This is a genomic window from Chitinophaga sp. (genome assembly GCF_039596135.1).
Classification (GTDB): Bacteria; Bacteroidota; Bacteroidia; order Chitinophagales; family Chitinophagaceae; genus Chitinophaga.
Genome location: NZ_JBCNKH010000006.1, coordinates 37,201 through 62,551, shown reverse-complemented (window position 1 = coordinate 62,551; position 25,351 = coordinate 37,201). Strand labels below are relative to the sequence as shown.

The window sequence follows — 25,351 nt, the reverse complement described above, 5'->3', positions numbered from 1 at the left end:
AATTGGTACGCTAATTCCGTATGGGCTTGCCGGTTTTGATCACACTCTGCAATCTTTCCAGGGTCTTTCTTTCACCAGCCAGGCTCAAAAACGCCTCTCTTTCCAGGTCCAGCAGGTATTGTTCACTCACTACACTGGCTTCTGTCAGGTCGCCGCCACACATCACATAGGCCAGTTTGCCGGCAATTTTCGCATCATGATCAGAAATATAATTCCCAAACCGCATACTATGTATGCCTGTCAGCAACATGCCTAAAGCACCACGCCCCAGCACTTTAATATCTTTTCGTTCTATAGGACGGGTATATCCTTCTGCTGCTATCTGCAATATACTACGCTTTGCATCTGCAATCAACCTGGATTGGTTCATGGTAATTTCGTCATGACCGGATCTCAGTATGCCCAGGTCAAAAGCCTCTTTGCCGGAAGTACTTACTTTCGCCATCGCAATCGCCATAAAACGATCTTTCAGCGGTTCCTCCTCAATCCTTCCTTCTTTAAATTCATCACTGGCTCTCACCGTCATTTCTTTGGTACCGCCTCCACCCGGAATCAGGCCCACTCCCAGTTCTACCAATCCGATATAAGCTTCGGCGGCAGCCTGCACCTTGTCTGCATGCAAACACATTTCACAACCACCACCTAACGTCAACGCATGTGGCGCCACGATAGTTGGAATGGAGGAATAACGTAACCGCATCGTAGTTTTTTGAAACAATCTCACTGCCATATCCAGCTCATCGTACTCCTGCTCCGCAGCCAGCATGAAGATCATGCCCACATTTGCACCGGCAGAAAAATTCGCACCTTCATTGGCTAAGATCAATCCCTGGTAATCTTTTTCCGCACGATCAATCGCTTTATTCACACCTTCCAGCACCTCACCACCAATGGTGTTCATCTTGGTTTTCCAATCCAGTGTAACAATGCCATCACCTATATCATACAGGGTACATGCACTGTTTTTCCACACAACATTGCCAGAGAGGTTTTCAAGGATGATAAAGGTCTCTGCACCAGGCAGTACTTTATAATCCTGGGTAGTAATATCGTAATAGTACTTCTTCCCGTTTTCAACTTTATAGAAATGCTTAATCCCTTTGGCCAGCATATCCTGCACCCACTTTGCCACAGTGATACCTTTTTCCGCCATCGCCTGCACCGTCTTTTCCACACCGAGCAAATCCCAGGTTTCAAAGGCACCGATCTCCCAGCCAAAGCCGGCTTTCATGGCATCATCTACTTTATACAGATCATCTGCTATTTCAGGAATACGATTTGAAATATAAGCAAACAACAAAGCGTGAAACTGCTGGTAAAACTGTCCTGCCTTGTCTGTGGCTGCTGCCAGCATACGCAAACGTTGCTTCAGGTCTTCGACTGGCTTTGCCGCTTCCAGGCTGGCAAATTTGGGGCGCTGTTTAGGACCATATTCCATCGTTTGCAGGTTCAGGGTTAAGATTTCCTTGCCTCCTTCACCTTTGGTCTTTTTATAAAAGCCCTGTCCTGTTTTATCGCCCAGCCACTTGTTTTCCACAACCTTTTCAAGGAATGCCGGAATCACAAAAATATCGCCCGCTTCATCGTTCGGACAATTCTCTTTTACGCCCTTCGCCACCTTCACCAGGGTATCAATCCCCACTACATCAGCAGTACGGAAAGTGGCAGATTTGGGTCTGCCTATTACCGGACCAGTGAGGGTATCTACTTCATCAATGTTCAGTCCCATCTCCTGCATAATGTGGAAAATGGCCATGATAGAAAATACCCCTACCCTGTTGGCAATAAAGGCTGGCGTATCCTTACAGAGTACCGTGGTTTTACCCAGGTACAGGTCTCCGTACTCCATCAGGAAACTGATGATAGCCGGGTCTGTATATGGTGTGGGAATAATTTCAAGTAAACGCAGGTAACGGGGCGGGTTAAAAAAGTGAGTACCGCAAAAATGTTTGCGGAAATCTTCGCTCCTGCCTTCCGCCATCAGGTGAATAGGAATACCGGAAGTATTGGAAGTAATCAAAGTACCCGGTTTCCGGAATTTCTCCACCTGCTCAAAAACGGATTTCTTAATGTCCAGGTTCTCTACCACCACTTCAATGATCCAGTCTACATTGGCTATCTGGGACATATCGTCCGTAAAGTTCCCGGTACGGATCAGTTGTACGACTTCCTTCGTGTACACCGGGGAAGGATTCGATTTTAACGTGGATTGCAGGGCATCGTTGACAATACGGTTTTTTACCGCTTTGCTTTCGAGGGTTAATCCTTTCGCTTTTTCTGCATCAGTAAGTTCTTTGGGGGCTATATCCAGCAACAATACCTGTACGCCTATCCCGGCAAAATGAGCTGCAATACGGGAACCCATCACGCCAGAACCTAAAACGGCTACCTTATGGATGTGTCTTTTCATAGAACGCGTAATTTTTATCGGTAAATGAATATAGGATATTATGCCGATATCCTGCATAAAAAACCCTCCGGCTCATTGCCGGAGGGTATCTATCTTTTTATATATTAAATTGTTATCTCACCTCACTTCCTGGCGCAGTCTCTACATCAGGATTTACAAACACGAGCTTACCAGTCGCATCTTCCGCCATCAGGATCATGCCCTGGCTATCGATCCCCTTCATTTTACGGGGGGCCAGGTTAGCTACCAGGGTTACCTGTTTGCCGATGATTTCTTCTGGTGCATAGTGCAGGGCGATACCGGAAACCACGGTACGCTTTTCGGTACCGATATCTACCAGTAATTTCAGCAGTTTATCCGCTTTCTTTACTTTTTCAGCTTCTACAATGGTACCTACGCGGAGGTCCAGCTTTGCGAAATCGTCGTATTGTATATCTTCTTTTACCGGTGCTGGTTCTGCAGCTGGTGCTGCATCCACAGGCTTTACTAAGCCGGCATGTAATTTATCCACTTGTTCCTGGATTTTAGCGTCTTCAATTTTAGTAAACAGGTATTGCGGTTCGCGCATTGGATAACCAGTATTTACCAGTTTCAGGCTACCTGCATTTTCCCATTCCAGCATGCGGTCTACTACCTTCAGCATATGACAGATCTTTTTGGAGGTAGCAGGCATGAATGGATTGGACAAAATAGCCAGGTTAGCAGTGAGCTGTAAGCATAAATGCAAACAGTTGTCAATCAGTTTCTGATTAGCTTCCTGATCTTTTGCCAATGTCCATGGTGCTTTACCTTGCAGGTAAACGTTCCCAATACGGGCTACATTGATCACCTCAGCCAGCGCTTCCCTGAAACGATAATTTTCCAGCGACTCTTCAATTTTCTTTTTGGATTCCAGCAGGTCGCTCAGCAATTTATCATCTGCCTCATCTTTCACATCCATGTGGAAAGGAGGTACTTTACCATGGCTGTACTTATGCACCAATACCATCGTGCGATTCACGAAGTTGCTATAGATATCCGTCAGCTCACTGTTATTACGCTGCTGGAAATCCTTCCAGGAGAAGTCGTTATCCTTCGTTTCCGGTGCTGTTGCACACAGTACATAACGCAGTATATCTTCCTGACCCGGGAAATCCTTCACATAATCATGCACCCACACCGCCCAGTTACGGGAAGTAGAAATCTTATCCCCTTCAATATTCAGGAACTCGTTCGCAGGTACATTCTCAGGCAATACAAATCCACCATGCGCTTTCAGCATAGATGGGAATATAATACAGTGGAATACGATATTATCTTTCCCGATAAAGTGAACCAGTTTGGTATCCTCTTTACACCAGTAATCTGCCCAGTCAGGAGTCAGTTCCTTGGTGGCAGAAATGTACCCAATCGGTGCATCGAACCATACGTACAGTACCTTTCCTTCGGCATCAGGCAGGGGAACTTTGATCCCCCACTCACTGTCACGGGTCATGGCGCGGCTCTGCAAACCACTGTCCAGCCAGCTTTTACACTGACCATACACATTGTTTTTCCACTCCTTATGCCCTTCCAGCAACCACTCTTTCAGGAATGGTTCATAGTTCTGGAGCGGCATGTACCAGTGCTTGGTTTTCTTCTTCACAGGCACCGCATCGCTCAGGGTAGAGCGGGGCGAAATGAGGTCGTCAGGACTGAGGGAAGAACCACAGCGCTCACACTGATCACCATAGGCGCCAGGATTACCACATTTAGGGCAGGTACCCACTATATATCTGTCTGCCAGAAAAACCTTGGCTACATCGTCATAGAACTGTTCAGTCTCCTTTTCTTCAAACAGACCATCGTCGTACATCTTCTTAAAGAAAGCAGCAGCGGTTTCATGATGGATCTGTTTGGTGGTACGGGAAAAGATATCAAAAGAGATTCCCATATCAGCAAAACTCTCTGAAATGATCTTATGATACTTGTCCACAATATCCTGTGGCGTTACACCTTCTTTCAGGGCTTTGATGAGAATGGGAACTCCATGCTCATCGGTGCCCCCAATGAATTTAACGTCTGCTTTTTTTGCACGCAGGTAACGCACATAGATATCAGCAGGGAGGTAACAACCCGCCAGGTGACCAATATGTACTGGTCCGTTGGCATAAGGCAGGGCAGCCGTGATTAGATATCTGTTAAATTTTGCCATGTTAACTGAAATAATCTTGAAATCTATTTTATCCTTTGGAAGAGCGAAAAGTATTTATCAACTTAGCCCTGTTAAAACTCCCAGCAAAAAAGTGGGGCTTGTCTCGCGAATTCGTCATTCGCAGGTTGCAAAGGTAACTTAAAGCGTAGAACAATGAAAATTCCTCCATACCTGAAAAAAGGTGACCTTATAGGCGTCACCTGTAGTAGTAGTAAAATGGACTTACAGGCGGCAGAATATGCAGCAGGTGTACTCACTTCATGGGGGTACCGTGTACACCTGGGTATTACCGTGGGCACCAGTTTTCACAACTTTTCCGCACCTGACGAGCTGAGGCTGGAAGAACTACAGGATATGCTGGATGACCCGGAAATAAAGGCAATCGTCTTTGGTCGCGGTGGTTATGGCATGATTTGTCTGCTGGATCAGCTGGATTTCAAAAAGTTCCGCAAGCACCCCAAATGGATCTGTGGTTACAGCGATGTGACTGCACTCCATGGCCATATTCAGGGGCAATATGGCATTCCAACCATGCATTCAGTGATGTGTAGCGGCATCCGCCCCGAAACAGTGGATAATGTGTATGTGGATAGCCTGCGCCAGGCCCTGAGAGGGAAAAGTTACAGATATAGCTTTGAGCCACACGTCCTGAACCGCACCGGTAAAGCATCCGGCCAGCTCATAGGCGGCAATCTTGCCCTGCTGGCCAATTTGTCAGGTACGGTGTCTCAGCCTGATACCAAAGGTAAAATACTGGTGCTGGAAGATGTAGGTGAATATCGCTATAGAGTAGATGGAATGATGCACAACCTGAAAAGAGCAGGATGGCTGGATAAACTGGCGGGGTTAGTAGTAGGTACCTTTACTGACTCCCAGGAAACGACTACGCCTTTCGGCCAGAATGAATATGAAATTATACACAATATTGTGAAGGATTACGAATATCCGGTAGCTTATGGGTTTCCGGTAGGTCATACCCATGAAAATTATACCTTGAAACTGGGTATCCTGCACGACTTACAGATTGGAGAAAAAACCTGCAGACTCATCGACCGTTCTTAAATTTTATAGCCGACCACAGGCCCGATACAAAAAACAGCTCCTGCCTACGGCAGGAGCTGTTTTTTGTTGGCGTCTATTTTACCAATCCTTCTACTGTATCTCCAAATAGTGGATAATCTTTTAAATTATTATGCCCCGCACCTGTAATAGTAATAAAACTATCTCCCTTTTTAAACGCCTCTTTCAGTTTCATCCCTGACTCATAGGGCACTGTCCGGTCATCCGTACCATGAATAATTGTAATCGGTGCCCTTACCTCTTTCAGGTACTCATTTGTCGGAAACTTAAAGTTTAGCATAAACCCATAAGGATAAATAGGCGCCATCTTCATGGCCATATCCGTCAGGTTATAATAAGGTGCTTCCAGGATAAGTCGCCTGCAGTCCCTGATACTGGCCAGTTGTGCGGCAATACCTGTACCCAGGGACCTGCCATAGATGATAATACTATCCGGCGAGAAACGGGACCTTGCCAGTTGATACATCTGCAATGCATCTGCATATAAATCGTCTTCTGTCAACGGACCGACACTCTTTCCAAAACCAGGATAATCCATCATTAATACTTCATACCCATATTTGGTAAAATATTTACTGGCATAAGCATAGTTAGAAATATTCCGCGCATTCCCATGGAAATACACTACGATCCCTTTCGGTTGCTCAGCTTTAAAGAGTACCGCATTGATGGTAGTTTTGCTATTGACCCTGATATTCATCTCCTGAAAAGGCACATCATAATGGTACACATAATCTGCAGCCAATACCGTAGGATGGAAAATCAGTTTCTTCTGGAAAAAGTAAAGCAGCGCTCCCACCAGCACATATACCACTAAGATCCAGGTTAATACCTTTCGAAACATGCAGTTCTTTTTTAGTCTTCTATATCAGGTACTAATTCCAGCCCATAGGCTTCTGCAGTGAGCAGGCCATTGGCTTTGGTAGTAGCCAGTATTTCGGCATCCGGGTTCAGTGTATGGGTCTGGTATACGTTATGAAGGTAATCCATACTATACAGTTTGTTTGCCAGGCCATCGGGTACACCGGCCAGGTATTTCAGTACTTCATTTACGATCAGCATACCGGTAGCGCCATGCGTCACACCAATAGCACCTGCATCGAAATTGGTATATTCATCAATCAGGCTGGTATTGCAACGATAAGAAGCAGCCGCATCACCACTGGAAGGTGCGATATTAAAACCAGCCCACCAGGAGATCCAGTTATGCACCTCGCCGATCACAAATGGTTTACCTTTTGCCAGGCAGGCATCATTCACCACCAGGTGAGTAGGTATATGTTGAGAACAATCAATTACCAGGTCCATACCTTCCAGCAACTGGTTAATATTATCAGGTTTCACCTGCAGCAGCAGGGGATAATGTTTGGTAAAAGGATTACTCGCCCACAAACGGCTGGCAGCCATCTTTGCCTTGTGCTTGCGTAGATCCTGCATGAGGTAAATAGGCTGCCGGTGTATATCTTCGTCCGTAATCACACCATAATCTGCAATGCCGATTACACCCACACCACTGGCACTCAGGTATTGAATAACCGGGCTACCTAAACCACCTGCACCTATCACCAGGATACGGCTTTCCTTCAGTTTCTCCTGCATAGCGGTGCCCATACCGGGAACGGCTATAGGATATTTAAAATGTGCTAATTCTTTTTCGATTAATGCCATTGAACAACCCCATTTAAAAATAATGAATTAGTCCTGTGGGAATTCAAGTGTAAACTTACTACCCTTGCCCACAGCACTTTCTACCTTGATTTTTCCCTTGTGTGCATCGATAATGGCTTTCACATAGCTGAGACCCAATCCGAATCCTTTTACATTGTGAACATTGCCTGTGTGTGCACGATAGAATTTTTCAAAGATACGTGAAATCGTATCACGACTCATCCCGATACCATTATCTGATACAGTGATGACAAGGTTCTTGCGAGTGCTGTAGGTAGAGATGATGACTTCCAGGTTCTCTTTGGAATACTTGATGGCATTGTCCAGCAGGTTGAAAATAACGTTGGAGAAATGTACGTCATCAGCCTGAATAATCGGGTTAATAGCATCCAGTCTCAATTCAACATGACCGTTCTTGGAAGCCAGCTGCAGTTGTATGTTTTCAACCGTATGTGTGATCACTTCGTGCACATCAGTAGGTTGTAATTTCAATCCTATTTCATTCTTCTCTAACAGGGCTGATTGCAAAATGCTTTCAACCTGTTTGTTCATGCGTTTATTCTCTTCTTTGATAATGCCGGAGAAGTAACGGATCTTTTCTCTATTGTCCATGACCTTCTCATTGCCGATCGCGTCGATAGCCAGCGAAATGGTGGCCAGTGGGGTTTTCAGCTCATGCGTCATATTGTTGATGAAGTCAGATTTGATCTCAGAGATCTTCTTCTGGTTCAGCATGGTGCGAATGGTGAGTGCAAATGCAGTGATAATTACAGCAGTAAAGAGAATACCACCGGCCACCATTTTTCCGAGAGACAACAGGAAATTCATGTTATTGCGCGGTTGCAGTACGACCATGGTTTCCGTATTGTCAGTCATGTATTCATAGCTACCCAGCAGAGGCATGTATTTCACAAGGTAGTTCACACTATCCCTGGCTACTGCTGTGGCCATATTAGGGAAGCCGGCAGACTGCATTTTAATGCTGCTTTCGCCAAAGTTCCCTTTGCCTACGATTGCGAATTCGAAGGTAGTATCAAGCCCTTCGCGTTTCAGGCCGCTGATGAGCAGGTTTCTAACTTCTGCAGTGGTGAAGCGGTCGCTGACGGCAATATTGAGGTCGAGGGTATTGAATTTATCGATGGTGAGCCCTCTTTCGGTAGGTCTGATCACGGTATTATTCATTTTCAGGCGAATAGCCGGACCGGTGCGTGCAAGCATCTCTTCCCGCACCCTATCGAGTACATTGATAGCGCGTTCTTCGATCTGCTCTCTGCGTACAATAGAGGCGTTATGGATCCAGCTAAACTGGATGTAGATGAGGCCCAACAAGGACAGTGTAATTAACACCACAATGATGGGAAAGACTTTCTTCAGTGGTACCATTTCAGGATGCTCGTAAAGCGCACAATATACTCACATTCAGTGAGCGTTCCAGCGCTTATTTTGTTAAAACTGGATAATTGCTATAGCAACGTTAATATAAAATTAATACGCTAAAACCTTTTACCAGCTTGGATCAAGCAAATAAATACCACTTTAACGTAATTTTAACTGGCAAAAGGCGTTTGTAATTCTCTTTCTTTACGTACATTTGCTATATCAAACTGGTACTAAATTTGATGTAACAGTTTAATAAACAAGCAATTTTAATTTTTCTACATACATCGACATGGATTCGTTCCATAAAGCGATTTAGATTTTGGTTGATAAAATGGTAAGGAGGCTTTCTAGCCTCCTTTATTTTTTTGAATAGGTTTTGATATTTGAATGAGTTTCATCATGTATGCACTTCAAATGTACTGCTGCTGTCAAATTCAACCATCAATAAAAAAAGGGAAAACCCTCCTTATTGCCGCAGGCCAATTTCACAATAGTCTCAATCTCCCAACGGGCGTCAGCCCAATCATAAGCCTTCTCCCCTGCTGCCGCAGGCCATTTTCACAACTACCTCAATCTCCCAATGAGCGCTAGCCCAATCACGAGCCTTCTTCCCTGCTGCCGCAGGTCATTTTCAAAACTATCTCAATCTCCTAACGGGCGTCAGCCCAATCACAAGCCTTCTCCCCTGCTGCCGCAGGCCATTTTCACAACTATCTCAATCTCCTAACGGGCGCCAGCCCAATCACGAGCCTTCTTCCCTGCTGCCGCAGGCCATTTTCAAAACTATCTCAATCTCCTAACGGGCGTCAGCCCAATCACGAGCCTTCTTCCCTGCTGCCGCAGGCCATTTTCACAACTACCTCAATCTCCTAACGGGCGTCAGCCCAATCACGAGCCTTCTTCCCTGCTGCCGCAGGCCAATCCCCAACCGCCTCAGCCTGTTAAACTTTCCCAAAACCCTCATGAATTCTCCAATAAATCCTACGCTACTTGCATTCAATTAGTTAAATTTGACTAAGTGATAAAACTGAATGTGTATGGTAACCTTGTCGCCTGGTATATTGCTTATTGCCGACCCATTTCTGAAAGATCCAAACTTCGCCCGCACTGTAGTACTACTCTGTGAGCACCAATCCAATAAAGGAAGTTTCGGCTTCGTCCTCAACAAACGCTTCGATCAAAATCTGCACGACCTCGTTCCAGACATATTGATTCCCAACATCCCCGTCTATTACGGAGGCCCGGTACAGATAGACACCATCCACTTCGTCCACCAACAACCAGAACTCATCAATGGTGGATTTGAAATTATCAACGGCGTATACTGGGGTGGTGAATTCGATCAGGTTGTGAAGATGATCAATGCAGGTAAACTCGATATGAATAAGATCCGCTTTTTCATCGGCTATTCCGGTTGGAGTAGTGGACAGCTTGAAAATGAATTAAATGAAAAAAGCTGGATACTTTCCGCCAGCAATAAAGCCCTCATCTTCGATGAAAAAGATGAAAACGTTTGGAAACAGGCATTAAAAAATCTCGGCAGCAACTTTGCCATCATGGCCAATTTCCCAATAGATCCACTATTGAATTAGTAACGTGTATACTGCACCGTATACCATAGATGAGCGGTAAATGCCACGCTGTGGAAAAAAAAGAAAAAAAATATTTACAAGCCTACAGACTCAGTTCCAACGACTAACGTTGTTGGCTGGATTTTACCATCCCCCCCCAACCACTCAGCACGAGGATATTTAAAAAAAATCAAATATCTTGCTTACGCAAAATAGTAATGTAGTCAGAGCAATCTATTGTTGGTGACCCTGTTTATCAGTATTATGATTGGAAAAACGTGAACTAAACCGAAGTATAAACACCTATGAAGGACAAACCGATACAATCGTTACGTATGCCTTCCTGGACTATAATTGAAACAACTAAAATATAAATCACCTACCCTCTATTTCTAGTCAGGGGTTAGTGAAAAATGTGACAGTTATACAATTAAAAAAATCATTACATAATATAAGATATTCATTTTCATAGGAACAGGCCCAATTGCGGCTGTAGGATACTTGTATCCTGCGCGGCGTGGGTCCTGATTGTAAGACGCCCTGGCCAGTAATCTTACTGCGCTCTTTAAACAGGGTAATTATTAATTAGATTGGAATAGTTAGGACAAAACGAAGGCCGGGTAATCCTACCCGGCCTATTTCATTTATAGCTAATTGCTATTTCAGTTATATTGCTGATGCACCTTCTACAAGCACAGTCGCCTTATTCCTTAATACTTCCACAAAACCTCCTTCTATGTTATAGAATTCATTCTGTGACTTATCTTTCAGCACCTTCATTCTGCCCTTGCCCAGTGCGGCAATCAACGGCGCGTGATTATTCAGCACTTCAAAAGAGCCGTCTATACCTGGTAACTGTACACCATACACTTCGCCAGAGTACAGCTTTCTTTCAGGTGTTAATACTTCTAATAACATATTAAAAGTTAAGGGTGATAAATGAATTAGTTCTTAGCTGCTTCCAGCAGTTTCTTACCTTTCTCAATAGCTGCTTCGATATTACCTACCAGGTTGAACGCCGCTTCAGGATACTCATCTACTTCACCATCCATGATCATGTTGAAACCACGGATAGTTTCTTCGATCGGAACCAGTACACCTTTCAGACCAGTAAACTGCTCTGCTACGTGGAAAGGCTGTGACAGGAAACGCTGTACACGACGCGCACGGCTTACTGTGAGTTTATCTTCGTCGCTCAATTCATCCATACCAAGAATCGCGATGATATCCTGCAATTCTTTATAACGCTGCAGAATCATCTTTACACGCTGTGCACAGTTGTAGTGTGCTTCACCTACGATAGCCGGAGAAAGGATACGGCTGGTTGAATCCAGTGGGCTCACCGCAGGATAGATACCAAGGTCAGAGATCTTACGATCCAGTACCGTTGTAGCATCCAGGTGCGCAAAGGTTGTAGCCGGAGCCGGGTCAGTCAAGTCATCCGCAGGTACATAAACCGCCTGTACAGAGGTAATGGAACCATTCTTGGTAGACGTGATACGCTCCTGCATCAAACCCATCTCAGTAGCCAGTGTAGGCTGATAACCCACCGCAGAAGGCATACGACCTAACAACGCAGATACTTCAGAACCTGCCTGGGTGAAACGGAAGATGTTATCAACGAAGAACAGGATATCCTTACCACCACCTGCAGTGCTATCTCCATCACGGAAATATTCTGCAATAGTCAAACCAGACAATGCAACACGTGCACGTGCACCAGGAGGTTCGTTCATCTGACCGAAGATAAAGGTAGCCTGAGAATTTTTCAGTTTTTCCTTATCTACAGCTGCCAGATCCCATCCACCATGTTCCATGGATTCCTGGAATTTCTCACCATATTTAACGATACCAGCTTCGATCATTTCACGCATCAGGTCATTACCTTCACGGGTACGCTCACCCACACCTGCAAACACTGACAAACCCTCGTAACCTTTCGCAATGTTGTTGATCAGCTCCTGGATCAATACTGTTTTACCTACACCAGCACCACCGAACAATCCAATCTTACCACCTTTTGCATATGGCTCGATCAGGTCGATTACCTTAATACCTGTATATAATACTTCCGTATCTGTAGCCAGATCCTCAAAACGAGGTGGCTTACGGTGAATAGGATAACCATTTGTTCTATCTATATCACCCAGACCGTCAATAGCCTCACCTACCACGTTGAACAAGCGACCCTTAATACCATCGCCCACCGGCATCTTAATAGGAGTACCCTTGTCTGTTACCTCCATTCCCCTAACGAAACCATCTGTAGAGTCCATTGCAACGCAACGAACGCTGTCTTCGCCAAGGTGCTGCTGAACTTCCAGCACTACCTTCTGACCATTTTCGCGGGTAATTTCCAGTGCGTTGTAGATTTCGGGCAACTTCCCGTCGAAGTGGACGTCCACCACGGGACCGATAATTTGCTTGATCTTACCTGTGTTAGGCATATTTTTAAGAGGTTTATAAATGCTTAAAATGAGCGGTTTGTAAATTTTGCCGCAAAGGTAACTGTTAATAGGGGAAATTCAAAATACCGTGGATATTCCGCTGAAATTCCCTTTAAAACGTGGCTTTGCGTTAATTACGTTAAACATAATTAATATGCATTCTCAGGTGTAAAAATAACAGCTCCCAGCCATTTGTCATGCATGATTGTCATCATTCTTATCCACATAAATTATCAGGAAAATGTTAGCATTTTGCTAAAATCAACCCGCTACAAACCATTCAAACCCGCTACAGCCCAGCCTTTGATTAATCCGGCACAGGATTTGATTTTACTTGATCAAGCTAACATCTGACACCGCAAACATCCTGAATTGAATGCAGCAGGCCAGCCAAAGCCAGCTAATAACACTGATCAATGTTATACACTACTCATTCGTAAACTATTTAAAATCAACAGATTCCTTTACTGCTGTAGAACTAACTCCTATACTTTAAAGAAATCGCCGCCAAAAGATTACATATATGAAAAACATCAAACGATATATTTCCGCAATAGCTATAGCAGCCTCTTTTGCTGCACTCCCAGGTATGTCTTGTGTAGCAGCCCGCCCTCCGCAAGACTTTCAGGTTTCCGTAGGCGGTTTCTACGATGCCCTTAGCCCCTATGGCCGCTGGGTAAATTATAATGGTTACGGAGACTGCTGGATTCCAAATGCCGGACCCGACTTCCAACCCTACTCCTCCAACGGTCACTGGGTATACACCGATTACGGATGGACCTGGATGTCCGATTATGACTGGGGATGGGCACCCTTCCACTACGGTCGTTGGACATATGACGACTATTATGGATGGATCTGGATCCCAGGTTATGAATGGGGACCAGCATGGGTAAGCTGGAGAAATAGCGCCGATTATTATGGCTGGGCACCTTTAGGCCCAGGTATGACCATTGGGGTAAGTGTGAATATCCCGGTTGCTTACTGGTCATTTGTACCCTGCCAGTACATTACCAACGCTTATGTAAGCCGTTATTATGTACCACGCTATAACAGGGTAGAAGTCTATAACCGTACCACCATTATTAATAATACCACTATTATTAATAACCGCACCTACTACCGTGGCCCTGCCACCAGGGATGTAGAACGCTATACCAGGACCAATATCCGCCCTATGCGGGTGGAAAACAGCGATCGCCCGGGTCGTGGCACTATCGGTAATGACCAGGTACGCGTATACCGCCCTAACCCAAATGACTTACGTCAGGGTCAGCAAAACAGAAACTTCTCCAGCGGTAATGGGAATAACAGAAATAACTTCGACAGACCTAATAGTCCAAACAATAATAACAACTTCCCTAACCGGATTGATAACAGGAATAATAACAACCTTCCTAACAGGGGAAATAATAATAATTTCCCTAATAGGAATGACAACAATAATGTCCCTAACAGGGTCGATAATAGAAACAATTACAATAACACAAACAACATTAACAATGATCGGAACGACAATCGCAATTCTGACAGGAATTACAATTTTAACAGGCCTGATCGTACCACGCCTTCAACGTCTACGCCCAATACCGGTGCGCGCACGCAGGTAAATGATCAGCAACGTATCCAGCAGCAACAAGCACAACAACAACAGCAGGAACGTGTGCGTCAACAACAACAGCAGCAGGAGCAGCAACGTATTCAGCAGCAGCAAAATCAGCAAAGGATACAGCAACAGGAACAACAGCAGAGAGTACAGCAACAACAGCAACAGCAAAGGATTCAACAACAACAACAGGAACAACAGCGTATCCAGCAGCAACAGCAGCAGCAAAGAGTACAACAGCAGCAAATGCAGCAACAACAAAGGGCCCAACAGGAACAACAGCAGAGAGCTCAACAACAGCAGATGCAACAGCAACAAAGAGTGCAACAGCAACAGCAGCAGCAACAACAACGGGTACAGCAGCAACAGCAATCCCAACCTTCCCGTACTGCGCCACGCAGAACTGAAAGGTAATATTGCCAGCCTTAATTATCAGAGACCATAAACCTCCCGATATATTTCACTGCTTACTTTTGAAAAGGTATGTTCCTCCCGGGACATACCTTTCTGCATTAAGATCAATTGCAATGGCTCCCATCCCTCCCTGTAAGGAGGTTGTAAATAAGGTGTAGGAAATGCCCCAAAGCCCAGCGCTTCATAAAACCGGATCCGCCGCTGCGCCTCTATTGTATGCGGTAATTCTGTTTCTAATACCAACCGCCCATATTGCTCAAATAATAAGGTAATCACCTTCGTGCCTGTCCCCTGCCCCCTCATAGCAGGATCAATCGCAAAATGCTCTATAAACGTGAAATCCGTCAATCCCCAGCAAAATACAAACCCCACAAACCGACCCTCCGCCACCACTTCCAGCAACTGCAACGCCCCCTCCACCAGCAATCGCTGCTGCGCAGGCAATGGCCGCCGCTCCTCCTCAGGAAAGGCCGACTCATATAATGCAATAACTAAAGGGGATATGATTTTTGTACTCCGGAATGATAACATGTCCCAAAGATAATCACTTATGCGGCGTACATTGTTTAGATCTGACTTTTATCCGGCATAGATACTTACCACTTATCCGGTCTGCATTGCTTAGATCTGACTTCTATCCGGCATAGATACCTATCACTTATCCGGCCTGCATTGCTTAGACCAGACTTCTATCCGGCAAACATACCTATCACTTATCCGGCGTGCATTTATAAGGATCCGCATTAACAGGATCCACTACTTTATTCACAGCCCAGCAAAAATTCATCGACTGACTGGTAACACTCACTAACCTAACCACCACCTTTTGTCCCTTCCTGCTATCCGCCGCTCTCACTGACTTCGTTCCCTTCGCCCCTATATCACTGATAGTATATTGTTCCGTCTTAAACACATCTCCATTTCCTCTCAGGTACTCCACCGACACAATCACATTGTCGATCACGAACTCTGTCTGGTTCTTCACAATCACATCCAGATCTTTAATCCCTCCCAGGAAACCAGTTCTGTAATCACTATTCGTCACCGCAATAAACTGCTTCCAGTTCTTTCTATAATAAATCCGTGGATCCACAAACTGTCCCTGGCTGTTCTCCCGCTCCCTCACCTCAGCCCTGTCCGCAATTTGTTGCGCAGTATTACTACTCATATCCAACGATTGTTTCAAATGACGGTTCTCATTTGCCAACCGCTCATTCTGTGCCAGCACCTGCTTCACCCGCTCTTGCTGACGAGAATAACTCATCACGAGAAATATGCCGAGAAAAATAATAATGACAATATATCCTACATTCCGTTTCATAACGGACTAATCAGAAAAAATGATGCCAGTGGTCAAAATCAGAAATTAATGGCCACCTGCAGCACTTAATTACACGGCTCATACCATAATCGCATAAAGTTTATTAAAAAATAAATGTTTAAACTGATAATTCTTCCCAGCTGATATATATTTACCAATCGTTATTTTTGCACCTCTAAATTTTCCCTATGGAACTGGTGATTGTAAATGATAAAAAAACAGCAAAGCAGTTTTTAGACGTTCATGTGCAGCTGAATAAAGATATTCCCGGATGGGTTCGCCCCCTGAACAAAGATATCAACGATGTATTTGATCCCGAAAAGAACAAGGCATTCCGTCATGGAGAGGTAATCCGCTGGCTCCTGAAAGACGACAATGGCAAACTGATAGGCCGTATCGCCGCTTTTGTCAATAAAAAATACAAAACCAAAGGAGATACCCAACCCACCGGTGGGGTAGGCTTCTTCGACTGTATCAATGATCAGCAAGCCGCCAACTTCCTCTTTGATCATGCCCGCGACTGGCTGAAGGGAAAGGGGATGGAGGCTATGGACGGACCTATCAACTTCGGCGAAAGAAATAACTGGTGGGGCTTGCTGGTAGAAGGTTTCCATGAGCCGTTATATGGCATGAACTTCAATCCGCCGTACTATAAGCAGCTCATGGAGAATTATGGTTTTCAGCCATTTTTCAACCAGTACTGCTATGGCCTGAATGTAAAAGATAGGCTGCAGGAAAAGTTTTATACCCGCCATGCCGCTTTGGCAGCAGATCCGGCATTCTCTTCCAGCCATATCAAAAAGAATCAGCTGGAAAAATATGTAAAGGACTTTGTGCATGTATATAACGCAGCATGGGCAGGACATGGGGGAAATAAGGAAATGGGCGTACCACAGGCACTTAAGTTGTTTAAGCAGATGAAACCTGTCATGGATGAAAAAATCGTATGGTTCATCTACCACAACAATGAACCTATCGGCGCCTGGTTGAATTTGCCTTCTCTGAATGAGTATTTCAAATACATGAACGGGAAATTTGGCCTCTTGCAAAAACTCCTGTTCCTCTGGTTGAAATGGACCCGTAATACCAAAACGTTCACAGGTATTTTATTTGGTATCGTACCGGAGTTTCAGGGAAAAGGAGCTGATGCTTATATGATCCTGGAAGGCGGAGCCATTATACAGAATAAGCTGAAATATGAGAAATATGAGATGCAGTGGATTGGAGATTTTAATCCTAAAATGATTAATATGGCTGAAGGATTGGGCACAACTATTACCCGAAAATTAATTACTTATCGCTATCTTTTTGATAGAACCAAAGAATTCAAACGTCATCCTCAACTGGGTTAACATACAAAACGGCCTCCCTTACAGGAGGCCGTTTTGGTTATAATATCTTTACTTCCTCCGGTGGTAAATGCCTGATAATAGTATTGTAAATATCTCTTTCCCTGAAGGGCTTCAACATACAGTCGTTAAATCCTAAATTCCGGTAACGGCTATTTTCCGTAAGTGTAATATCAGAAGTAATAGCCAGCACTGGCACTTTCGATTTAATCACATCACTATCCTCCCTGATTTTCTTAACCACTTCCAGCCCAGTCATTCCCGGCATCTGCACATCCAGCAAAATCATATCATATTCATTCAAAGAAAATAATTCATAGGCAGCAATGCCATCTGCAGCCTTATCAAAATTGCACTTCCACCGGCTCAGTATGCGGGTAAGCAATAGCAGGTTCATCTCCTGATCATCAGCCACCAGTATATTCCTGCCTTCCATAAAACTCCCCGTCATATCTTCCAGCTCTCTTCGCGTAATGACCGTTGTCTGTGCCTCAGATAATGGATAAACAATCCCGAACGAAAAAATGCTGCCTTTACCCGGAGTACTTTCCACATTTATATTTGTTCCATGCAGGTGCAGGATGTGCTGAATAATAGCCAGCCCTAATCCCGCTCCACTTACCGCTGCCATTTGCGGAGGGCGTGCAAAACTATAATAACCGAATAAATGAGGAAGCATAGTTTCAGGAATGCCCATGCCTGTATCGTGAACTTCCACATGCAGCAATACCTTGTCTTCAGGAGCTTTTGATACACGCAGTATAACCTGTATGCCGCCATCGGTAGTATATCTGATAGCGTTTTCAACCAGGTGTTGTATCACCTGTTTCAGGCGTTGTTCATCTCCCAGTACACGCAGGTGCCTATCACCCTCATAGACGGCATCAAAGTATAATCCTTTTTCAAAAGCGGCTTTTTGCCTTCCTTCGGTCACTGCCTGAAAGGCGGCATAAATTTCAAACGGCTGTGAATCCAGTCGTACATCACCTTTTGCCAGGTTGTACACTTCCTGCGCATTATTCATAATGCGCAGCAGCACCCCGGCGGCATGTTCGATAGAATGTACCAGTTCAGTTTGTTCCTTATTCAGTGGGGTATGAGAAAGCTGTTCACTCATGCCGATGAGGGCATTCAGTGGTGTGCGCACTTCTCTGTTGAAATTTGTAATCATATCCAGCTTGCCGTTCCTGGATGCAGACAAGGCGGATTTTGTTTTGTTTAATTGCATCCGCAGGCGATAGATCATGACAGTAGCGCCTCCTGCTATTAAAAGAAATAATAGTGCTATGCTAATGACAAAAATGCTATCGGGTAATTGCACCAGAAGGGGTGCAATACATGAGGTCAACCTGGGTACGACCATCCGCGACATCATAACAAATTGAAATATTAAAATGATTGCTTACTACACGATAATTATGGTCCGTTCTGTGGTGCTATATCTTATATTAAGGTAGTGATTTATTTTATTTCGTCCAATTCCTTACTATGAGTGATCGCTTAAATTCCTCCCTTCCTGCCACAGGTCATTCTTAAATTTCATTCGTCACCACTGGCACCTGCCAAAAAAATTCCCCTTCCTTCCTACCGCAGGCAATCCACAAATCCCATTCATTACCACTGGCATTCGCAAAAAAAATTCCTCCCCTCCTGCCACAAGCCCTCCACAAATTCCTTTCATTCCCGCTCGCTACTTCTCAAAATAAAGTTATATTTATTAAGCAATCATCATGCTAACTTGCTTGTAACTATGTCCAGCTTTTTTTCGGCCGGCTCCGAAAAGTCCACCACCGTTCAACCTGCCGGCTCATTCAGATTGCAGGTCCTCAAAATGATGGGAAGCATCTTGCTATTCTTCATCACCTACGGTTTACTGCTCATCTATGCAGGAATACTCGCCGCCATTTTTCTATGGGCGGGTGTTAGTCTTATTATGTTCGCCCCGCTTCACCCCATTACCATCCTCACAGCACTCCTGTTCATCGCAGGATTAGGGATTATTTTCATGGGCATCATGCAGGTCCTGTTCCTGATCAAGTTCCTTTTTACCCGCCAGCGCCAGGATCTTTCACTCCGCATTCCCGTCACCCGTAAGGAACAACCAGCGTTATTCGATTGCCTCCATCAAATTGCGCGATCCACCAAAACCCGCTTTCCTAAAAAAGTATACCTCGCTCCCGGTGTAAACGCAGCAGTCATCTACCCCGTCCGTTTCATGAATATGTTCTGGCCTGTCGGCAAAAAACTGGAAATAGGGTTAGGCCTTGTCAATAGTCTGAACGTAAGTGAATTCAGTATGGCCATCGCCCATGAATTCGGGCATTTTTCACAACGTAGTATGAAACTGGCCAGCTATGTATATACCGTGAACAGGATGATCTATAACATGCTGTATGAAAACCAGAGCTGGCACAAAACCATGAACTGGATTTCCGGCAGATGGATAGGATTTGCACTGCTGGCACGCATCAATCTTCGCATTGTAAGTGATATACAAAAAGCGTTACGACTCATGTACAGCATGGTAAACCGGCAATACATGCGCCTGAGAAGGGAAATGGAATTCCATGCAGATGCTGTAGCACTTACAGTAGCCGGTACAGATGCAGCTATTTCTGCAATGCGCAGGCTGGAAATAAGTGGGTTCTTTTATGAGCATTGCCTGCTGCAACTTCCCGAAATGGCAAAACAACAACGTCGCTTCGGAAATATTTATGAAGTACACCGATCATTGATCCGGCTGTATGCCACCCAACACCAAATAGCGCTGGATGCACATCAGTTACCGCTGGTGACAGATAATTATTTTAGTTCCTTCCTGCTCAGCAGGATACAATTACCCGATCAATGGGCCACACACCCTTCACGTGAAGAACGGGAACAACGTTACATGGCAGCCAATATCAGGAAATCCATCAAAGGAGAAAGTGCGTGGCAGCTGTTTCAACATGCCGAAGAGCTACAGGAGCGGATGTCCACATTGCTCAATCAACCTTTTATTCAACCCTCAGCTCAATATATACCGTACCCGGTAGAAAACTTTATTGCAGATACCGCCACCCGGATCAGGGATTACTCAATGCCGGCAGTCTTTAATGAGTATTATGACAACCGCCCTCTCCCGCTTTTACCTGAAGGGAATATTACCCCCTTAACAAATGAACAGATGGCAACGCTCTCCCTTTCCAGTCTGTACTCAGAAAACAATGTCCAACGGTTGCGGGCCTATTTCAGGGATCTCCAGGATGCAGATACCCTGCATGCCATACAGCAGGGGCAAATTAAAACAAGGTATTTTGAGTTTGAGGGCAAACAATATCCGGCTTCAGCTGCCGGCAAAGTACGTGTCAAACTGCAATCCGGCATCCGGCAGGAAACAGAGTGGCTACAGGCGCATGACATACTGGCCATTCATTATCATTATACCATCGCTTTTCAGAAGGATCCCCTGTGGGCACAAAAACTGCTGGAACAATATCATACTTTAATGGAACACCAGGCTGTCTGCTGGCAGCTAAATGATATTGTGGCCAGAATCCTTCACACCATCAGCTCACTATTCAGTGAGCAGGGTTTAACGATTGTGAGTGCTCAACCCTATTTTGATAGTTTGATAGATGAAGGAGCCTTACTCAAAAAGATCCTCCTTCGCCTAAAGCAGATGCCGGAGGTGACGGCAGGTTGGGAAGGTGCTTTGCAGGAGAAGATCAGTCATTTTCTAAGGTATAATTACAGTTATATAAATGGGAATGAACCGGTTATGGAAGAAATTACCAATCTGCATGAGATCAGTACCACGATGATGGATTATTACAATAATTACATTATTCTTATGAAAAAGGCGTGGTTAGAAGCGGTGTTATAATAAATAGTTATTCAAAAAAAAGTTACCCTCGTGGCAATCCAACCCGCCCCCACGGCGCCAGCCGAAAAAAAGCCCCCTTCCCTGCTGCCGCAGGCCATCCCCCAACCTCTCCATTTCTCCTGAATTTTCTGTACTTTCGGCCTTCGTGAATAGCCTTTGAATATGGAGAATTTTATCGTTTCTGCCCGTAAATACAGACCACAGAACTTTTCTACAGTTGTAGGACAATCCCACATTACCACCACACTCAAAAACGCCATCCGCAATAACCAACTTGCGCACGCCTTTTTGTTCTGCGGTCCCCGCGGTGTGGGCAAAACCACCTGTGCCCGTATCCTGGCTAAAACCATCAACTGCGAAAATCTCCAACCCGACGGTGAGGCATGCAACCAATGCCACTCCTGCGTTTCCTTCAACGAAGGAAGTTCTTTCAACATCCACGAACTGGATGCTGCATCGAACAACTCAGTAGATGACATTCGTACCCTCGTAGAACAGGTACGCTTTGCACCTCAAGCCGGTAAATATAAAATCTATATCATAGATGAGGTGCACATGCTCAGTTCTTCCGCATTCAACGCATTCCTGAAAACACTGGAAGAACCCCCCTCCTATGCAATATTCATCCTGGCTACCACCGAAAAACATAAAATTCTCCCCACGATCCTGAGCCGATGCCAGATCTTCGATTTCAAACGCATCACCATCCAGGACACCGTGGATCACTTACAGGAAATCTGTCAGAAAGAACACATCCAGGCCGAAGGCGACGCCCTGCACCTCGTAGCGCAAAAGACCGACGGCTGTATGCGTGACTCTCTCAGCACCCTGGATAAAATTGTCTCCTTCACAGGCGGAAAACTTACCTACCAGAACACCCTGGAGCACCTTAACATCCTTGACTATGATTACTTCTTCAAAATCATGGATGGAGTACTGCAACAGGACGTAGCCGCTGCCCTCCTGATCTTCGACGAAATACTCCAAAAAGGTTTCGAAGGTGACAACTTCCTCAATGGCTGGGCCGAATTCCTCCGCAACCTCCTGTTGTGTAAGGAAGACAAAGTCCTCCACCTCGTAGAAGTAAGTGGTAACCTGAAAGACCGTTACCGCCAGTTATCCGGCAAACTAAGTCCTTCTTACCTGATTACCGCCCTCCACCTCCTGAATGAAACGGAGATCAACTACCGCATGGCCCGCAACAAACGTCTCCATGTGGAAATGGCGCTGATCAAACTCTGTTTCCTGCAACAGGCAGTTACTTTAGTCAGCGATGACCAAACCGGAGAGGTAGTAAAAAAAAAACTGGTAGCTGACGGTTCCGCACCACAAAAGCTCCGGGCACCGATAGCACAGGCCACAGCTGCCAAAGCAGGCCAGCCGGCTACAAGTGCATCTATCGCAGCCAATGGCCCGGGACTCACTATAGAAAATAAACCTCCTGTACAACAAACGGCTGCTACAACCAATTCCCAGCCGGTACAGAACAGTTCATATACTTCTTCTCCGACGGCATCCGGACAGGCAACATATGCACAGACTGCATTCGGACAGGTTGGAAATACCCAAACTACTTCCGGACAGACGGCAAGTTCTCCAACTGCATCCGGACAGGCTGCATACGCTCAGACGACGCCTGGACAGGTTGCACATACCCAAACTACTTCCGGACAAACAGCAAATTCTCAAACTGCATTCGGACAAACAGCCCACGCTCAAACTGCTTCCGGGCAGACAGCACACGCTCCGATTGCCCCTACCCAGACGGCGCCCAAACCATCACAACCTGCACCCAACCAACCCAAAGTATCAGGTCTGGCAGCCATGAAGCAGGCCCTTGCCGCACAGCAAACCAACGTCACCAAACAGGAAACCATCCCAATGACCCTGGGTGCCCTGCACGTGTATTGGGAGGAGTTCATTGACCGCTTCCGGCAGGCTAACAAAATGACAGTCGTAAGTAACTTACAACTGGCTGTCATCTCCATGATAGGACCTGAAGAGATCGGAATCACCAGCAGGAATATTGTGCAATTCCGCTTCATGGAAGAAGAAAAATTGTCCATCTCGGCTTTCTTCAAAGACAAGTTCCGGAACAATGGATTGGTACTCACATTACATCTCGACGAATCCCAGCAAACAGCGGATATTGGCCCTGCGCCTTTATCCAGCCGTGAGAAATTTGCAAAGATGATAGAAAAATATCCACTTGTGAAAGAGTTGAAAGACAAACTAAATCTGGAACTCGATTTTTAATACTGTCTGGAATCAGCAGAAGATCACGAATACGACTTTCACAATTCGCAATTCTTTTGTAGGTTTGAGCAAAATTTGGAAAAATACTATGGCAGAAGTTATCAGAATGCCCCTTTTGAGTGACACGATGACAGAAGGGGTGATCGCGGAATGGCATAAAAAGGTAGGCGATACCGTAAAAGCAGACGATGTAATTGCTGAGGTGGAAACTGATAAGGCCACCATGGAAGTGATGGGATATGTAGAGGGTACGTTATTATATATAGGTGTAGAGAAGGGAAAGGCTGCTAAAGTAAATGAAGTTATAGCTATCGTTGGTAAACCAGGTGAAGACTTCCAGTCTTTACTGGGTGGTGCTGCACCAGCTCCGGCTGCTACACCGGCACAACCAGCTGCTCAGGCACCAGCTCCGGCTGCTGCTCCAGCTCCAGCACCAGCCGCTGATAATGCAGCTGCTGCAGAGGCACTGAAAAATGCTACTGTAATCCGTATGCCACTCCTGAGCGATACGATGACAGAAGGTAAGATCGTAGCCTGGAATAAAAAAGTAGGCGACACCGTAAAAAGCGATGACGTACTGGCTGAAGTGGAAACCGATAAGGCAACCATGGAAGTTATTGGTTACGCTGAAGGTGAATTATTATATGTGGGTGTGAAAGAAGGTGATGCTGCCAAAGTAAATGGTATCATCGCTATCGTAGGTAAGAAAGGTACAAATGTAGATGCAATCCTGGCTGCTGAAGGTGGTGCTAAACCAGCTGCTGCCGCTGCTGCACCTGCCGCTCAAACTGCTGCTCCTGCTGCAAATGCAGCTCCAACCGCAACTCCTGAAGCTACTGACGTTAACGGTCGTGTGAAAGCATCTCCGCTGGCTAAGAAACTGGCACAGGAAAAAGGTATCGATATCAATAAAGTAACTGGTTCCGGCGATAACGGCAGAATCGTGAAGAAAGATGTGGACAGCTTCGTTCCATCTGCTGCACCTGCTGCCACCGCTGCTGCTCCTGCTGCTGCAAAATCAGCTCCTGCTTTTGCACCCGCCAGTCAGGAAGGTTACACCGATGTTCAGCTGACTCAGATGCGTAAAGTAATCGCTAAGCGCCTGAGCGAAAGCAAATTCTCTGCTCCTCACTTCTACCTGAAAGTAGATGTAAATATGGATAAGGCAATGGAAGCCCGTAAAGCAATTAACGAGGTTTCTCCTGTTAAGATCTCCTTCAACGATATGGTGATCAAGGCAGCTGCCCTGGCCCTGCGTCAGCATCCGGATGTAAACAGTAGCTGGATGGGTGATTTCATCCGCCAGAACCACCATATACACATTGGTTCTGCTGTAGCCATCGAAGATGGTCTGATCGTACCGGTTATCCGCTTCGCTGATCAGAAGTCGCTGAGCCAGATCGCAGCCGATGCTAAAGGTCTGTACGACAAGGCGAAGAACAAGAAACTGCAACCACAGGACTTCACTGGTAATACCTTCACTATCTCTAACCTGGGTATGATGGGTATCGATGAATTCACTGCAATCATCAACCCTCCGGATTCTGCAATCCTGGCAGTAGGTGGTATCAAGGAAACAGTAGTATCAGAGAAAGGACAGTTCAAAGCTGTTAATATCATGAAACTGACCCTGAGCTGTGATCACCGTAGCGTAGATGGTTCTGTAGGTGCGAAGTTCCTGGGAACACTGAAAGGTTATCTGGAAAACCCGGTTACAATGCTGGTGTAGTCCATTTATAAATAGTTTTTAAAAAGCGGCTTCTTAACAGGAAGTCGCTTTTTTATTTAAAGCCGCCAGTACCAAATCAACA

Annotated in this window: 17 protein-coding genes; 7 read left to right on the top strand and 10 right to left on the bottom strand. The window is 45.4% G+C overall.

Annotation, left to right across the window (positions count from 1 at the left end):
* Positions 1 to 10: 10 nt before the first annotated feature.
* Positions 11 to 2,410: a 3-hydroxyacyl-CoA dehydrogenase NAD-binding domain-containing protein gene (locus ABDW16_RS06455; RefSeq protein WP_343668515.1), complete on the bottom strand. Its 2,400-nt coding sequence runs from the start codon at positions 2,408 to 2,410 to the stop codon at positions 11 to 13.
* A 112-nt stretch (positions 2,411 to 2,522) separates the two neighbouring features.
* Positions 2,523 to 4,595, bottom strand: coding sequence for a methionine--tRNA ligase (gene metG, locus ABDW16_RS06450; RefSeq protein ID WP_343668676.1), 2,073 nt, complete (start codon positions 4,593 to 4,595; stop codon positions 2,523 to 2,525).
* Between the two features lie 141 nt (positions 4,596 to 4,736).
* Between metG and ABDW16_RS06445 the strand changes: the two genes are divergently transcribed.
* A complete protein-coding gene (locus ABDW16_RS06445; RefSeq protein ID WP_343668514.1) occupies positions 4,737 to 5,645 on the top strand; it encodes an LD-carboxypeptidase in 909 nt (302 codons plus the stop codon).
* A gap of 73 nt (positions 5,646 to 5,718) precedes the next feature.
* On the opposite strand, the gene ABDW16_RS06440 is transcribed toward ABDW16_RS06445, so the two are convergent.
* From ABDW16_RS06440 to ABDW16_RS06430, 3 genes are read right to left on the bottom strand one after another with little or no spacing between them, the layout of a single operon-like run.
* Entirely contained in the window at positions 5,719 to 6,507 is a 789-nt protein-coding gene (locus tag ABDW16_RS06440; protein ID WP_343668513.1) for an alpha/beta fold hydrolase, read from the bottom strand.
* Between the two features lie 11 nt (positions 6,508 to 6,518).
* Complete coding sequence (locus ABDW16_RS06435) at positions 6,519 to 7,331, bottom strand: HesA/MoeB/ThiF family protein (protein ID WP_343668512.1); 813 nt, start codon at positions 7,329 to 7,331, stop codon at positions 6,519 to 6,521.
* 27 nt (positions 7,332 to 7,358) lie between these two features.
* Positions 7,359 to 8,714 (bottom strand): HAMP domain-containing sensor histidine kinase, encoded by a 1,356-nt coding sequence (locus ABDW16_RS06430; protein ID WP_343668511.1) that lies wholly within the window; start codon positions 8,712 to 8,714, stop codon positions 7,359 to 7,361.
* Between the two features lie 1,034 nt (positions 8,715 to 9,748).
* Here ABDW16_RS06430 and ABDW16_RS06425 point away from each other — a divergent pair.
* Entirely contained in the window at positions 9,749 to 10,303 is a 555-nt protein-coding gene (locus ABDW16_RS06425; RefSeq protein WP_343668510.1) for a YqgE/AlgH family protein, read from the top strand.
* A 645-nt stretch (positions 10,304 to 10,948) separates the two neighbouring features.
* On the opposite strand, the gene atpC is transcribed toward ABDW16_RS06425, so the two are convergent.
* Complete coding sequence (gene atpC, locus ABDW16_RS06420; RefSeq protein ID WP_116853966.1) at positions 10,949 to 11,200, bottom strand: ATP synthase F1 subunit epsilon; 252 nt, start codon at positions 11,198 to 11,200, stop codon at positions 10,949 to 10,951.
* A 26-nt stretch (positions 11,201 to 11,226) separates the two neighbouring features.
* Complete coding sequence (atpD, locus tag ABDW16_RS06415; protein ID WP_343668509.1) at positions 11,227 to 12,729, bottom strand: F0F1 ATP synthase subunit beta; 1,503 nt, start codon at positions 12,727 to 12,729, stop codon at positions 11,227 to 11,229.
* Between the two features lie 523 nt (positions 12,730 to 13,252).
* Between atpD and ABDW16_RS06410 the strand changes: the two genes are divergently transcribed.
* The gene (locus tag ABDW16_RS06410) at positions 13,253 to 14,749 is read left to right on the top strand and encodes a DUF6600 domain-containing protein (protein WP_343668507.1); all 1,497 of its coding nucleotides are present in this window, start codon (positions 13,253 to 13,255) and stop codon (positions 14,747 to 14,749) included.
* 18 nt (positions 14,750 to 14,767) lie between these two features.
* Here the strand turns inward: ABDW16_RS06410 and ABDW16_RS06405 are convergent, their stop codons facing one another.
* Together ABDW16_RS06405 and ABDW16_RS06400 are read right to left on the bottom strand one after the other, a co-directional pair.
* The gene (locus ABDW16_RS06405) at positions 14,768 to 15,280 is read right to left on the bottom strand and encodes a GNAT family N-acetyltransferase (protein WP_343668506.1); all 513 of its coding nucleotides are present in this window, start codon (positions 15,278 to 15,280) and stop codon (positions 14,768 to 14,770) included.
* A gap of 178 nt (positions 15,281 to 15,458) precedes the next feature.
* Positions 15,459 to 16,070, bottom strand: coding sequence for a hypothetical protein (locus tag ABDW16_RS06400; RefSeq protein WP_343668504.1), 612 nt, complete (start codon positions 16,068 to 16,070; stop codon positions 15,459 to 15,461).
* Positions 16,071 to 16,258: 188 nt separating this feature from the next.
* Here ABDW16_RS06400 and ABDW16_RS06395 point away from each other — a divergent pair, with 188 nt between their 5' ends.
* A complete protein-coding gene (locus tag ABDW16_RS06395) occupies positions 16,259 to 17,422 on the top strand; it encodes a hypothetical protein (RefSeq protein ID WP_343668503.1) in 1,164 nt (387 codons plus the stop codon).
* A gap of 37 nt (positions 17,423 to 17,459) precedes the next feature.
* Here the strand turns inward: ABDW16_RS06395 and ABDW16_RS06390 are convergent, their stop codons facing one another.
* On the bottom strand, positions 17,460 to 18,647 hold the full coding sequence (locus ABDW16_RS06390; RefSeq protein WP_343668502.1) for an ATP-binding protein: 1,188 nt from the start codon (positions 18,645 to 18,647) through the stop codon (positions 17,460 to 17,462).
* Positions 18,648 to 19,169: 522 nt separating this feature from the next.
* Between ABDW16_RS06390 and ABDW16_RS06385 the strand changes: the two genes are divergently transcribed.
* From ABDW16_RS06385 to ABDW16_RS06375, 3 genes are all read left to right on the top strand, one after another.
* Positions 19,170 to 21,284 carry a M48 family metallopeptidase gene (locus ABDW16_RS06385; RefSeq protein WP_343668501.1) on the top strand — a complete coding sequence of 705 codons (2,115 nt, stop codon included), beginning with the start codon at positions 19,170 to 19,172 and terminating at the stop codon, positions 21,282 to 21,284.
* Positions 21,285 to 21,446: 162 nt separating this feature from the next.
* Complete coding sequence (locus ABDW16_RS06380) at positions 21,447 to 23,540, top strand: DNA polymerase III subunit gamma/tau (RefSeq protein WP_343668500.1); 2,094 nt, start codon at positions 21,447 to 21,449, stop codon at positions 23,538 to 23,540.
* A gap of 88 nt (positions 23,541 to 23,628) precedes the next feature.
* Entirely contained in the window at positions 23,629 to 25,269 is a 1,641-nt protein-coding gene (locus tag ABDW16_RS06375; RefSeq protein ID WP_343668498.1) for a pyruvate dehydrogenase complex dihydrolipoamide acetyltransferase, read from the top strand.
* Positions 25,270 to 25,351: the final 82 nt, after the last annotated feature.